This is a genomic window from Rhodococcus pyridinivorans (assembly GCF_900105195.1).
Lineage (GTDB): Bacteria > Actinomycetota > Actinomycetes > Mycobacteriales > Mycobacteriaceae > Rhodococcus > Rhodococcus pyridinivorans.
In genome coordinates this window covers 606,635-621,009 of record NZ_FNRX01000002.1, presented here as the reverse complement: position 1 = coordinate 621,009, position 14,375 = coordinate 606,635, and the positions used below count along the sequence as shown (strand labels likewise).

Here is a 14,375-nt window from a genome sequence, read left to right as displayed (position 1 = left end):
GGTGACATTCTTCGGACGACCCGGTGGTCCCGCACGGATGGTGCTGGCGATCGCCGCAGTAGGAGTTCTCGGCCTGCTGACCTTCGTAATCTTCAACCTCAACACTCGGCTGGACAACCAGCAGGACGTCAACCTCACCAGTGTTGCCGTCTCGGAAGACATCGTCGCGGTCAACGACAAACTGACCGGTGAACTCCAGCAGTTGACGGAACTGACCAACACTGCCCGCCAGGCCCTGGACGCCACCGCCGCTCTCGAGCCACTCCTGATACGACTGGATGAGGCGATCGGTCCCGCGGCTCACATGCTTGCCCAAAGCACAGACGGTGCACAGGTGACCAACGAGCAGCTGGTCACCATCCAGTCGATCCTCGGTGAAGTTCAGGGCACCGTGCTTCCGCTGGTGGAATCCGCCCGGGCGTTCGGCGGCCAGGGCACCGAGCTGCTCGACATCGTGCAGGGACTCGTCGCAGACCTACGCAGCTCGGTGGAGTCGGTCCACACCATCAACCAGATGCTGCCGCTACCCGGCTGACCATCGCCGACCACATCGTCTTTCCCTCTCCCCGACTGGATACGATTTGATGAGACAAGGCCCCTCTTCGTCCTTCGACCCCATCGGCCGATCCCGAGGACGTCGCATTCCCGGCATCACCCGCGTTCGCACGGACCGCTGGAAGCGTCACGACCTTCCCATCTCTGCACTTCCCGGCCCCAGTGGCTACGCAGTAGCTACCGAGTGGATCGGACGGCTCGCCGCGGTGCTTGCCATCGTGCTGCTCGCCATGGTCCTGACCACCATCCACAAGGGTCTCCAAGTGCAGAACAGTGCCCGCACCACAGTGGCCAACTTCCGAACCACCAACGACTTCTTTGCCCAGCGCGCCGACCTGACTGCCCCCGCCACCGCTCGTGCGCAGCTCGAAGAGCTCTCCGGTATTCTCGCCCAGCTCAACACCGTGGCTGCCGCGGATGTGACCCATCTGGCCGCTCTGCTGCCCGATGCGCAAGCCCTCGTCGCCGCCGGCCGCAACGATGCCGACATCGCCGAACAACTGGAATCGGTGGCCACCACCTTGCAGGACTCTGCTGCCTCGCTGCACGCGATCTCAACCGAAGCAAACACGACGGTCATCGCGGTGGACCAGGAATTGACCACCGCTCTCACCCTCGTGGAAGAACTCAACTCCGGCCTGACCCGGACCTACAACAAGCTCGCATTGGTTCCCGAAACGGGAGCCTTCATACCAGCACCTACGGAAGGACAACGGTGATCACCGCGAAGCAATTCGTCGGGGTTGTGCTCGGAGTCGGGGCTCTTCCCGCCGTGGCACTGTGCGTGACCAACGGTTTTCTTCCGACGATGACCGACTTGCAAGATCCTCTCGGCCGGCCCGCGGCACTGAGCCAGGAGCTGATCGTCTCGGCAGGGCAGCTCGACAAGTTGGCATCGGTGTTTGTGCCCAAACACGCCCAGTTGGCTGTCGATATCCAAGCCCTGGTCCCCCTCGCCGACGACCTCGAGGTACTCACGGACACCGCCGCCCGGTTACCCGACGGAGCATTGGCAGTCAATGAATCCACTCGGCAGGTCGGGACGATTGCCAAGCCATTGCCGGAGTTGGTCGCGAACGTCACCGGCCGGGCGGACCAGGCTGCTCCCACGGTGGCGGGACTGGCCACTGCGGTCGGTTCCGTGACCACCGAACTCGAGGCCATCGACACCAACCTCGTCTCCGTGCAGGGAGCTCTCGGTGAACTGGGACCGCGCGCGCGAACCATTGCCTCGACCTTGTCCAATATCGAGGAAGAAGCGCGCCATGTGCAGGTATTCGGTCCGCTGCTCGCCGTGATCGGACCTCCGGTCAACGCCCTGAACCTTCCGCCGCTGGGCGTGCCCACACCGCCTGCGCCCTGACGACCACACCGCCACCGACAACGCTCAGTGCGTGAAAGGACCGTGCACATGTTCCGCCTCTCCTGGGCGATCACTACAGCATGCACCCTTGCAGTGCTCACCGGAATCCTGATTGTCACCCGCGACCTGAACGAATCCAACGAGATCTTCAAAGACGGCGTGCTGCAGGCTCAAACGGTCGACAACACTACCGACCAGGCCTTGCACGGTGCGGCACAACTTCCCCCAGCGAACGACGCAATCCATCTCAGCACCCCCCAGGTTCTCGGCGTCATCGACTCGCTGGTGAGTGCCGACGCGACGCTCGGATCCCTCGCAGAGCACCTGAGCGGATTGTCGGAGGCTCTCCGCTCGGCGGACGCTCCCCTCCAGGGAATCATCGCCGCCGGAAGCGCCGCAACCGATCAGGCCACCGCCGCCGCTGCGCCCGCAGGGGTCATAGCAGACACCTTGGTCGAAGCCGATGCCAAAGCACGGACACTGGGACCTCTACTCGACCGAACCATCGCCTTGAGCAACACGATCGACTCGAAACTGCGGATCGCCTTACTGCTACCGGTCGTCGGAAACTGAGTACGACAGGATCGACCTCCTCGAGCCGACGACGTCACAAACTGCAATAAGCCACCCCGCATACTTCGCTGATTTCTACCGGACCGAGCAGTAGCGCACACCCCTCCTGCCTTCTGAATTCCTGTCCTTCCAATCCGACTCGGTCGCAATGTCATCGGATCGCCAGCACGCACCATCCAGCAATGCACCCGGTCAGCCTCGACGCGCAGCGTCGATCGCAGACCCCATTCTCTATGACCGGGCCAGCAAACTGGACCGCACTTTTACCTTCACTACCGGATACGGCCTGTGCCGACGATCGCATCGGGATGAGCGACCGATGACAGCAACGATGCACTGTCCTGACCGGCAGGCACGGCAGTGAAACGAGCAGAAATACACGGGTAATGTTCATGATTCGCAATTGGAGCATCCGATACAAACTACTGGCGGTCGTGTGCGTGCCCGTACTAGCGGCAACCGGATTCGCCAGTGTTCGTATCAACGACCAGATAGATCAGGTCGAACAGCTCTCAGCGCTCGCCGAGCAAGCCCGCGCTCTCCCGGCCGTGGTCGAATACGGCACCACGATAGCGATCGATGCCGGACTGTCCATGCTGCGATTGCCGCCAGTGCCTGCCGAAATGCACCTTCATACTCACCAACAGGTCGAACAATTGGCTGCACGTCCGGACCTGGACCCCCGGTTGGCTGACCAACTCACCCAGCTACTGGGGCACGGTCAGCAGCTCGAGCAAGCGATCGATCGGAATGAGTGGTCGACGCAAATCACAGGCGAACATGCAGATGCGTTCCTGACCTCGGTACGCCACGTGATCCGAGCCATGCTCGATCGAATCGACAACACTCCGGCGCTCATCGCCGGTTCCGAGCTTCTTCAAGTATGGGACACCCAACGGCTGCTGCTACACCAGGTCACCGCATTCGGCATGCTGATCGACGATCCCCGTACCGGTATTGCAGCAGCAACGATACCGGTAGGCCTCGAGCTGGCCACACTCTCGGAATCATTTACTGCCACAACAGTTTCCCCCGACATTGAATGGCTACGCGCCGAAGCGCAGCGACGACAGGGTTTAGCGACTGCCTTTGATACGCGTCAGGAAACAATCGAACAACTGCGCACCTCCCTGGTCGGAAGTTCCGAGCACTACCGCAGCGCGATGACGGCGTCCACCAAAACTATCGCCGACGTACTCGACACTGCCACCGCGACTGCACGTGCCGCTTCTCTCCGTGATGCCGGGCTCGTCCTTTCCCTCCTGGCAGCGGCGATCCTCCTGGCGTTGGGTGTCGCTCAGTCGATGGTCGGCCAGGCCCGCCGAGCCCGAGAGCAAGCCCTGCATATCGCCCACCACGAATTGCCGGCCGCGATCGCCCACGTCAAAGACGGTACCGATCCCACCTCATTGCCCACGCCCTCGGTCACCGGCAGCAGCACCGATGAGATCGGTGGTCTCCTCCAGGCCGTCGAGATCGTCAACCACACCGCGCTGCGCTTGGCCGGTGAGCAAGCACGACTGCGTACTCAGGTCGCCGGCATGCTCGAAACCCTTGCACGCCGCACCACCGACCTCATCCAGCAACAACTGGCATTGATCGAAGCGCTCGAGCACGAGGAGCGAGACCCGAATCGGCTCGGGCACTTGTTCACACTCGACCATCTGGCCACCCGCATGAAACGCACCGGTGAATCCCTGCTGGTGCTGGCCGGGAGTCCATCACAGACACGGCATGATCCGTGTCCCCTCAATGACGTTCTTCGAGCGGCAGTCTCGCAGGTAGAAGATTATCAACGGGTCCGGATCGGCACCGCTCCCGCCGGTGTCGTGATCGGTACGGCCGTACACGACGTAGTTCACCTGATCGCCGAGCTCGTCGACAACGCCCTGCGTGCGTCCACACCCGACACCACTGTGACCTTCGCCTTCTCAGTCGCCGTCGACGGTGGGATTCTGCTCGAAATCGCCGACGCCGGTGTCGGAATCCCCCCTCACCTACTCCCCGACATCAACACCCGCATGACGGTGCCCGACGCTACCGAGATCCATGCCCCTCGACAGATGGGACTGTTCGTCGTGGCCCGGCTCGCGGCCCGACATCGAATCCAGGTGACACTTCGACCCACCTTCGATTCCCCGCGTGGCACCGGTATCACGGCAAGTGTGTATCTTCCTGCGTCCTTGCTGGCCGGATTGAACCACGCGGCTCCTGTCGCTGCCCTTCACCATCCTCGCCCGTTGTCCACATCGGGGGCAGGACGCCACGCCCATCGCAGCCGAATGCCGAGATAGAACTCGAGAATGCCACCAGACGCTGGGCCACCGGGTGGCGCAGTTGTTCGTTCGGTCAGGTCGAGCTGTTCGTTCGGTCAGGTCCTTAATCTCGCTGATCCTCGTACTGTTTACATCGTTGACTGAACCTGTCGCGCTGCTTCGTCGTTATCCCACCCGAGAGCGCTCGATCACACCCTCATTCGCTTATCCAGATCATCGGAGGAATGTCATGTCGCAAACAGTCCGCGGAGTCGTCGCTCGCTCGAAGGGAGCGCCTGTCGAGGTCGTGCCCATCGTGATCCCCGATCCCGGACCCGGTGAGGTCGTCGTCGCGATCGCCGCGTGCGGCGTGTGCCACACCGATCTGCACTACCGCGAGGGCGGCATCAACGACGAGTTCCCGTTCCTGCTCGGCCACGAGGCCGCCGGTGTCGTCGAATCCGTCGGTGAGGGCGTCGACTCGGTCGCCGTGGGCGACTTCGTCGTCCTGAACTGGCGCGCGGTGTGCGGCCAGTGTCGCGCATGCAAGCGCGGTCAGCCGCAGTACTGCTTCGACACCTTCAACGCCACCCAGAAGATGACACTCGAGGACGGCACCGAACTCTCCCCGGCGCTGGGCATCGGCGCGTTCGCCGACAAGACCCTCGTCCACGCCGGTCAGTGCACCAAGGTCGACCCGAGCGCCGATCCGGCCGTCGTCGGCCTGCTCGGCTGCGGTGTCATGGCCGGTCTCGGTGCCGCCGTCAACACCGGCGGGGTCACCCGCGGCCAGTCCGTCGCCGTCATCGGCTGCGGCGGTGTCGGCGACGCCGCGATCATGGGTGCGCGCCTGGCGGGCGCCGTCACGATCATCGCCGTCGACCGCGACGACAAGAAGCTCGAGTGGGCCACCGACCTCGGCGCGACCCACACCGTCAACTCCAGCGGGGTCGACGCGGTCGAGGCGATCAAGGAGCTGACGGGCGGTTTCGGTGCGGACGTCGTCATCGACGCGGTGGGCCGCCCGGAGACGTACAAGCAGGCCTTCTACGCCCGCGACCTCGCCGGCACCGTCGTCCTCGTCGGCGTGCCCACGCCGGACATGACCCTCGAGATGCCGCTCATCGACTTCTTCTCGCACGGCGGCTCGCTCAAGAGCTCGTGGTACGGCGACTGCCTGCCCGAGCGCGACTTCCCGACCTACGTCGACCTGTACCAGCAGGGGCGCCTGCCGCTCGAGAAGTTCGTCACCGAGCGCATCGGCATCGACGACGTCGAGAAGGCGTTCGAGACGATGCACCGCGGTGAGGTCCTCCGTTCGGTGGTGGTCTTGTGAGCACCTCGCCGATCCGCGTCGACCGGGTCGTCACGTCGGGCACCTTCGCGCTCGACGGTGGCGAATGGGAGGTCGACAACAACATCTGGCTCGTCGGCGACGACTCCGAGGTCGTGGTGATCGACGCCGCGCACACCGCGCAACCGATCATCGACGCCGTCGGTGGACGGAAGGTCGTGGCGATCGTGTGCACGCACGCCCACAACGACCACATCACCGTGGCGCCGGAGCTGTCCGAGAAGCTCGACGCGCCGATCCTGCTCAACCCGGCCGACGACGTGCTGTGGGAGATGACCCACCCGGGTGTCGCGCACGGCACGCTCGAGGACGGCGAGCGGATCCGGGTGGCCGGCACCGACATCCAGGCGATCGCCACCCCGGGTCACTCGCCGGGCTCGACCTGCCTGTACCTGCCGGAAGCGGGTGAGCTGTTCACCGGCGACACCCTGTTCTCCGGCGGACCGGGCGCGACGGGCCGCTCGTTCTCGGATTTCCCGACCATCATCGGGTCGATCCGCGAGAAGCTGTTCGTCCTGCCCGCGGAGACGAAGGTGCACACCGGGCACGGGGACGGGACCACGATCGGCACCGAGTCGCCGCATCTCGAGGAGTGGATCAAGCGCGGCAGCTGACGCCGCCGGTGCCTGAAAGAAATTATGAACACTGCAGAAAACCCCGCGGCACACGGATGGTTCCGTTTCGACCGCGTTTCCAGAAACCACAGCGCTGACGCGAGTACCAGCAACCGGGCATCGTCATTGCCTGCCAACTGCTGGGTGCTCGGGGACGACCACGATGTGGTCGTCGTCGATGCCCCGGGTAACCCGGAGACGATCGTGGCCGCGATCGGGGATCGCCGCGTGACCGCCGTGATCTGCACCCAAGGTGGCCGTGCCCATACCGCGGCTGCGGTGGATGTGGCGTGGGCGCTGTGCGCACCGGTGCTGCTGCACCCGGCCGATCACGCCCTGTGGGAAGAAACGCACGACGAGTCCCGGTACTGGCGACTCGAGCACGGTCAGCGCATCGCTGTCGCCGGCGAAGAACTCCACGTGGTGCACACCCCCTCTGCCACTGCGGGCTCTGTGTCGCTGCACTTTCCGAGGTTGAAGGCCCTGTTCACCGGCGACGCGCTTGGAGACAGCTCTGAGCCGTCCGGACCTCACCGCACCCCGTATGGGGGGTTGGCGCTCTTATCGGACTTACCATCCGACACTCGCGTCTATCCCGGACGCGGTGACAGTTTCCTGTTCGGTGAGGTCTTCTTGCCGACCGATCGATGGGTGCGACACAGCGCATGACCGACATTACCGACCCGCTCGTCTACGACGAGAACGATGTGCAGATCACTGCTCCGAAGACCTATGCCGCCGGGGTGCCGGCGGTGTTGGTCTCGTTGAGGCACGGTCTCGAGCAGATGGGGCCGGTGCGTACCGCCCGCACCCTGGCGAAACTGAATCAACGGCACGGTTTCGACTGCCCGGGCTGTGCCTGGCCGGAAACCCCCGGCCACCGCAAGCTCGCCGAATTCTGCGAGAACGGCGCCAAGGCGGTCGCCGAAGAAGCCACCACCCGCACCGTCGACCCGGACTTCTTTGCGCGCCATTCGGTACCGGAACTGCTCGAGCGCACCGACTACTGGCTCGGCCGCCAGGGCCGGCTCACGCACCCGATGATCATCCGCCCGGGAAGCGAGCATTACGAGCCGATCGGATGGGACGAAGCGTATACGGTGATCGCCGAACATCTACGTGCCCTGCCGAACCCTGACGAGGCGATCTTCTACACCTCCGGGCGTACCTCCAACGAAGCGGCCTTCGTCTACCAGCTGATGATCCGGGCGTTCGGCACCAACAACATGCCGGATTGTTCGAACATGTGCCACGAATCCTCCGGCACCGCCCTGTCCGAGACCATCGGCATCGGCAAGGGCTCGGTATCGGTCACCGACCTCGAGCACGCCGACCTGATCCTCATCGCCGGCCAGAATCCCGGCACCAACCATCCGCGCATGCTGTCGGTGCTGGAAAAAGCCAAGGCCAACGGCGCCAAAGTCATCGCGGTCAACCCGCTCCCCGAGGCCGGGCTGCTGCGCTTCAAGGACCCCCAGAAGGTCCACGGTGTGGTCGGCGACGGTGCGCAGATCACCGACGAGTTCCTGCAGATCCGCCTCGGCGGCGATCAAGCATTGTTCCAGGGCCTGGCAAAACTGTTGCTCGAGGCGGAGGACCGCGCTCCCGGCACCGTCCTCGACCGCGACTTCCTCGATAGTGAATGCGCCGGATTCGAGCAGTGGGCCGCGCACATCCGGACGGTGGACCTGGGCACGGTTCTCACGGCAACAGGCCTGACCCGCGAACAACTCGACGCCACCGCCGCCGCGCTGATCGCCTCGAAGGGCACGATCATCTGCTGGGCGATGGGCCTGACCCAGCACACCCACGGCGTGGCCACCATCCAAGATGCCGTGGCGCTGCTGCTGATGCGCGGGATGATCGGCAAGCGTGGGGCCGGGGTATGCCCGGTCCGGGGGCACTCCAACGTCCAGGGTGATCGCACCATGGGCATCTGGGAAAAGGTACCCGAATCGTTCCTGACCGCCCTCGACACCGAGTTCGGCATCACCTGCCCCCGCGCGCACGGTTTCGACGCGGTCGAGGCGATCCGCGCCATGCGCGACAGACACGCGTCGGTGTTCATGGCCATGGGCGGCAACTTCCTGTCCGCCACCCCCGACACCGAGGTCACCACCGCCGCGCTGCGCACCTGCGCCCTGACGGTGCAGGTCTCCACCAAACTCAACCGCAGCCATCTTGTGCACGGGGCCACCGGGATCATCCTGCCCTCGCTCGGCCGCACCGACAAAGACATCCGTGGCGGGCGCCGGCAACTGGTGTCGGTGGAGGATTCGATGTCGGTGGTGCACCTCTCCCGCGGTGGTCTCCCTCCCACCAGTGCACATCTGCGCAGCGAGGTGGCCATCGTGTGCGAACTCGCCCAGCACCTGTTCGGTCCCGCCCATCCCGTGCCGTGGGCGCGGTTCGCCGACGACTACGACAGCATCCGCGATGCCATCGCCCGAGTGATCCCCGGCTTCGAGGACTTCAACACCCGCGTCCGGCAACCGGACGGGTTCGTCCTGCCCCACCCGCCGCGGGACGAGCGCCGCTTCACCACCGCCACCGGCAAGGCCACCTTCGTCGTCAACGACCTGCACTGGCTGCCGGTACCCGACGGTCGGGTGATCCTGCAGACCCTGCGCAGCCACGATCAATACAACACCACCATCTACGGCCTCGACGACCGCTACCGCGGCATCACCGCCGGCCGACGCGTGTTGTTCATCAACACCCACGACATCGACACCCTCGGATTCATCCCGGGCCAGCGGGTGGATCTGATCTCCGAATGGACGCGCCCCGACGGCACCGTCGAACAGCGCCGGGCCGAGAACTTCCGACTCGTTCCCTACCCCACTCCGGTCGGCAATGTCGCCGCCTACTATCCCGAAACCAATCCCCTCGTGCCGTTGGACCATGTGGCCCGCAAATCCAACACCCCGGTCTCCAAGGCGATCACCATCCGCCTCGACCCCCACGCGAGATCCGAGGACGCGCCGGAGATGTCCCGCCGTGAACTCGATCCCACTCCCACCTAAAGGCACACCCCGATGCTGACCTTGATCGCCCACGCCGTCGTTGCGACCCTCCAGCTGCCGTTGCGCTACCTCGGGGTGTCCTTGCCGCTGCCCATACCCGGGATCGAACAGCGTCTACTCGTAGGCCATTACGGTATTCATGAGGATGGATTCGATCCATGGGACGAGTAACCACCCGCACGCGGATCACCCGACTCGAGGCGCAACACCGGTCGGTGCGGCCGGACACCGTGGTCGTCGAAGAACCCCTCGAACTCCGCCTCAACGGCACCGCACTCGCGGTCACGATGCGCACCCCCGGCTCCGACATCGAACTCGCCCAAGGCTTCCTGCTCACCGAAGGAATCATCACCGACCGCGACGACATCACCGCGATCCGCTACTGCAACAGCACAGACGAGAACGGACGCAACACCTACAACGTCCTCGACATCGACCTCGCCCCCGGCATCGACCTGCCCGAGACCGGGCTCGAACGCAACTTCTACACCACCTCCTCGTGCGGCGTGTGCGGCAAGGCCTCCCTCGACGCGATCCGCCAACGCACCCGCCACTCCCCCGCCCACGACCCGATCGTCGTCGATCCGGACGTCCTGGCGACGATGCCGGACACGCTCCGGCACGCCCAGACGACCTTCGACCGCACCGGCGGGCTGCACGCCGCCGGCCTGTTCACCACCGACGGTGACCTGCTCGCCCTGCGCGAAGACGTCGGACGGCACAACGCCGTCGACAAAATCATCGGCTGGGCCATCGAGCATCGGCGGCTGCCGCTGCGGCGCACCGTTTTGGTCGTGAGCGGCCGCGCCTCCTTCGAACTGACCCAGAAAGCCGTCATGGCCGGCATCCCCATCCTGGCCGCCGTCTCCGCCCCCTCATCCCTGGCCATCGACCTCGCCCACGACGCCGGACTGACCCTCGTGGGATTCCTTCGCGGGGACACCATGAACATCTACACCCACCCGAACCGGCTCCACAGCTGCGACCGATCCATCAACGCGTCATCCCCGCACCAGAGTTCTAGCTGACCCGCCCCTCAGACCATGTGGATGCGAACACAGATAGACACCCCCATCGAGCACAGGACTTCCAGATGACCTACCGCCGCAAGACCGTCGACCCCGTCGCCGACAACAACGATCTCACCGACACCGACCTCGCCGCAGTGGTCGAAGCACTGACCGGCGAACCCTTCGACCATGCCGAACCCGACTCAAACCCCCGCGCACCTCGGCGTGACGCTCGCCGCTGATCGCCGAGACCCAAACGGTTGCAAAGACTCCTGACTGGGCGGCCAACCCTGGACACCTGATCGACAGCTCTCGGTACTCATTCCCGTTCCCTACCGGGCTCGGCCCCTCGGCACGAGACGCACACGTCACATCGGTACTGCTTATGCTGACGATCGACACTCGCCGCCAGCAACGCTGGCAAGGGCTGCGTCGCACGCTCCGCGTGCAATGCGTGCAATGCGTGCACGCACTGTTCCTGCCATAGAAGACCTGCATGTCAGCTCGCCTTGCCGGTCTCAGCGTAGGCCCGGCAGACGGTAATCGTGCCCGTTCTAGGCTCGGTAGCCGTGCAGGCCTTCATCGACGAAAACACCGTCCGCGGCATCATGGTGGTCGCTGCGGTAGCCGACCCGTCCGTGCTGGACCAGGCCCGTCGGACATTGACGGCGTTGCGACTGAAAGGCCAAGAACGCATTCACTTCAAGTCCGAACGCGACACACGTCGGCGTGCGATCTGCTCGGCGTTGGTGACCTTGGATATACACGTCCGCGTCTACCATGCGGCCGAACTCGCACCCAAAATCGGACGTCCCCGATGCCTCGAAGCACTCGTCGGCGACCTGGCCGAGATACCGCTCTCCCGGTTGGTTGCTCGAGCAGGACGATTCGACGGTCAAGTCCGACCGGCGAATCTTGTTCGAGGCCACCGGCAAGCACGGGCTGCGTGACCAGCTGACCTATCACCATCTGCGGGCCAAACAAGAACCGATGCTGTGGATTCCGGACGCGGTCGCGTGGTGCCTGGACCAAGGGGGCGAATGGCCCGCTCGCGTGCGGCCGCTGATCGGCAAGACGATGACCGTGGAATAGAAACGCGAAACCCGGCTCACCAACCGTCCGGAAGGCTGCCGGGTTCACTTCACCAGTGCTACTGCCCTGGGCACAGTCCACGATGCCAGAGCCGGCGAGTGTGCGCAACTACGTGCGTAATCGTGCGTAGCTTCGGAGGTGGTGACGGTGCGCGGGCCGCGCGGTCGACGCCAATACCGCTGCTTGTACCGGATTCGCAGGCGGAACTCGGTCGATCCGGCTGTTCAGTGTCACAAGGGCCATGCGGTGGGTCCACTTTCCTGCTCCAGCGAACGGGAAGCTTCATCGCTTCCCAGAAAATGGTTGCCTTCGCCGGATTGAAGACCGGCACGGATGGCGGCGCGATGCGCGCCGCGATGTCGCGGCCAGGTTGTTCGTACACGAATTGCAGGCAAGGCTCGGCGATCTCGACGTTCACCGCATCAGGTGGGCACGCCACGAGGGTTGACCGAGGTCACAGAGAAGGTGAATTCGCAACAATGATGCCGGCTGCGAGAGTTGCGGCCCTCCGAGCCGAAAGTCTTTCTTTCACAATAGCTCCGACATACCCGCCGTACCTCTTGCGGCAGGGATGCTTGCGTGGAGGCGATCGCTGTTCGGGGTGAGGAACCCCAGCGAGGATCCACCTGCCAACCAGAGAAACGGCGATGCACGCCTTGCATCGCGATGCTTGCACTGCACGCTGTGCGTGCGAAGCATGCCCTGCGTGCATCGCCCCTCCCCTGCCGATAGGGCGCTCTTATGTCAACTGAGTCAGGAGGGGCGCCACTCGCTAAACCAATCCAGATTCGCGTAGGAACACGCTTGGTCCGTTGCTTTTCCGACCGCCCCATGGCGCCGTGTACCAACCGGAGTAGAGAATCTCGACCGTTTCTCGGGCCCGGGTGAACGAGACGTAGAACTTGCGTCGGTCCTCTTCCCATTCTGCCGACCCTCGAACGGACGAGTAGAACGGGAGCTTGCCCTGTTCCAGCGCTGCGATGAAGACATGATCGAACTCCAGTCCCTTGCTCGCGGACATGGTCGATACCTCGACGCGTCCGTCCCGAAGGCGAAGACGGCCCAGGTCGCGCACGGAAAAGTGGGCCATCCCCCCGGAAGGGCCCAGGGCTTCACGCATATTGACGAGTTCGTTGGCATCGTCCGACCTGAGAGCGTTCAGAGCTCCAATTGACTCCATAATCGCAACGACAGTCTCGACGAACTCGCCCGCGGAGGTGTCCGCCGCCGCAGCGAGGAGAACTGCGACGACATCATCTGTGCCAGATCGCAGAGCCTGTCCGTCACCGAGCTGTTGCCACTGATCCAGAAGGTCACCCAGCCTGTAGCCGCTGTCCTCGCGGCCACAGGAAGCCCACGCGGCAAAGGACTCCAACGTGATCGTCAGCGGCGTTGACAAGTATGAATCTGCTCGCCAAGCCACCGGTATGCCGTGATTTCGAAGAGTAATGACGAGCTCGTCGCAGTCGTCGTGGGTGGGAGCCAGCACGGCAACTTCGTGCAGCGGAATCTCGTCTGCGTGCAACTCCACAATCCGGCTGGCTATGTAGTTCGCCTGGGCGTCCAATCCGCCTGGTTCGCATCGTGTGGTAACGGAACCGCCCTCTCGGGACGTCACGACCTCGGGCCTGTCACCACCGAGGATTCGGCGACCCGCCGCCGCGATGAGCGCCCCACATCGATAGTTGATACGCAGATCTACCCGGTGAACGGACTCGTGCCCGGCGAGCTCAAGCAGGAGCTCCGGTCGGGTGCCGGTCCATCCGTAGATGGCTTGATCCGGGTCACCCACAGCGAAAAGCGTCGTGTGCCCGTCATCGAACGAGAGCGCGGTGACGATGCGGTGCAGCCCTGGCGCGAGGTCCTGGTATTCATCGACCATCAAGTACGGGTAGCGGGCATGAAGAACCGTTCTCACGAAGGGGTATCCCTCGACCAGGCGTGCCGCCATGGCGATGACGTCCTCGAAGTCGACGTACCCTCTGCCCCGCAGCAGGCGTTCGTACTCACGGGCTACCGTGCGGATGCGTGGGCCTGTGGCGTTCCATCCGTCCTCGGCGAGGCACAGCTTGCGGTTGCGCTTGACCGTCGAGCCCACATTGCGGGTGTCCTCGTGCGGGCTGAACACTCGGCGGATGGCTTCTCGCATCGCGGCAGTGGTCTCGCCGTGCGGTGCCAGTGTGTACTTCGACCACTCCGGGTACCCCGCTGCAGAGGCGAATGGCCGGATGATGTGCGACCAGGCGAACGAGTGGACTGTGCCGACGGTGACCGTGCGTCCGACTGGCTGCCCGAGGTGTCTGATTCGGGTGCGCAGCTCGGTTGCAGCCGGGTTCGTGAGCGTGATGCATGCCAGTCCGCGGCCCGGGTCGACAGCGTTGTTTGCCAGCCAGACCGCCTTTGTAGTCAACAGTTTCGTCTTACCGCTGCCAGGTGGGGCGAGGACGACGCAGTGACCGTCGTGGTGGAATGCTTCCCGCTGCCTGGGGTTCTTCTCCAGCTCGGCTATCGCCTGCCGCAGTCCCATCATGGT

13 protein-coding genes are annotated in these 14,375 nt (G+C 64.3%); 12 read left to right on the top strand and 1 reads right to left on the bottom strand.

Going from position 1 to position 14,375, the window contains the following annotated elements; translation table 11 throughout:
• Position 1: 1 nt before the first annotated feature.
• The 12 genes from BLV31_RS03615 (at position 2) to BLV31_RS25320 (ending at position 11,842) form a co-directional block, all read left to right on the top strand.
• Entirely contained in the window at positions 2-535 is a 534-nt protein-coding gene (locus tag BLV31_RS03615) for a hypothetical protein (RefSeq protein WP_064060003.1), read from the top strand.
• Positions 536-650: 115 nt separating this feature from the next.
• Positions 651-1,274, top strand: a complete 624-nt coding sequence (locus BLV31_RS03610) for a hypothetical protein (protein ID WP_371746972.1) — start codon at positions 651-653, stop codon at positions 1,272-1,274.
• A complete protein-coding gene (locus BLV31_RS03605; RefSeq protein WP_064060004.1) occupies positions 1,271-1,918 on the top strand; it encodes a hypothetical protein in 648 nt (215 codons plus the stop codon). Before BLV31_RS03610 ends, BLV31_RS03605 begins: the two co-directional genes overlap by 4 nt.
• Before the next feature lie 48 nt (positions 1,919-1,966).
• Positions 1,967-2,491, top strand: coding sequence for a hypothetical protein (locus BLV31_RS03600; RefSeq protein ID WP_064060005.1), 525 nt, complete (start codon positions 1,967-1,969; stop codon positions 2,489-2,491).
• Positions 2,492-2,883: 392 nt separating this feature from the next.
• Positions 2,884-4,785 carry a sensor histidine kinase gene (locus BLV31_RS24390; protein WP_162273055.1) on the top strand — a complete coding sequence of 634 codons (1,902 nt, stop codon included), beginning with the start codon at positions 2,884-2,886 and terminating at the stop codon, positions 4,783-4,785.
• A gap of 211 nt (positions 4,786-4,996) precedes the next feature.
• Positions 4,997-6,082: an S-(hydroxymethyl)mycothiol dehydrogenase gene (locus BLV31_RS03580; RefSeq protein WP_064060009.1), complete on the top strand. Its 1,086-nt coding sequence runs from the start codon at positions 4,997-4,999 to the stop codon at positions 6,080-6,082.
• A complete protein-coding gene (locus BLV31_RS03575) occupies positions 6,079-6,714 on the top strand; it encodes an MBL fold metallo-hydrolase (protein WP_064060010.1) in 636 nt (211 codons plus the stop codon). The genes BLV31_RS03580 and BLV31_RS03575 overlap by 4 nt, the downstream gene beginning before the upstream one ends.
• 24 nt (positions 6,715-6,738) lie before the next feature.
• Positions 6,739-7,383: an MBL fold metallo-hydrolase gene (locus tag BLV31_RS03570; protein WP_064060011.1), complete on the top strand. Its 645-nt coding sequence runs from the start codon at positions 6,739-6,741 to the stop codon at positions 7,381-7,383.
• Positions 7,380-9,740 (top strand): FdhF/YdeP family oxidoreductase, encoded by a 2,361-nt coding sequence (locus BLV31_RS03565; RefSeq protein WP_064060012.1) that lies wholly within the window; start codon positions 7,380-7,382, stop codon positions 9,738-9,740. The genes BLV31_RS03570 and BLV31_RS03565 overlap by 4 nt, the downstream gene beginning before the upstream one ends.
• Positions 9,741-9,898: 158 nt before the next feature.
• Positions 9,899-10,768, top strand: a complete 870-nt coding sequence (gene fdhD / locus BLV31_RS03560; protein ID WP_064060013.1) for a formate dehydrogenase accessory sulfurtransferase FdhD — start codon at positions 9,899-9,901, stop codon at positions 10,766-10,768.
• A gap of 65 nt (positions 10,769-10,833) precedes the next feature.
• The gene (locus BLV31_RS24925; RefSeq protein ID WP_169823810.1) at positions 10,834-10,992 is read left to right on the top strand and encodes a hypothetical protein; all 159 of its coding nucleotides are present in this window, start codon (positions 10,834-10,836) and stop codon (positions 10,990-10,992) included.
• A 628-nt stretch (positions 10,993-11,620) separates the two neighbouring features.
• Positions 11,621-11,842, top strand: coding sequence for a hypothetical protein (locus tag BLV31_RS25320; protein WP_248846162.1), 222 nt, complete (start codon positions 11,621-11,623; stop codon positions 11,840-11,842).
• A 772-nt stretch (positions 11,843-12,614) separates the two neighbouring features.
• Here the strand turns inward: BLV31_RS25320 and BLV31_RS03550 are convergent.
• Positions 12,615-14,372, bottom strand: coding sequence for an ATP-dependent helicase (locus BLV31_RS03550; protein ID WP_064060014.1), 1,758 nt, complete (start codon positions 14,370-14,372; stop codon positions 12,615-12,617).
• Positions 14,373-14,375 lie beyond the last annotated feature (3 nt).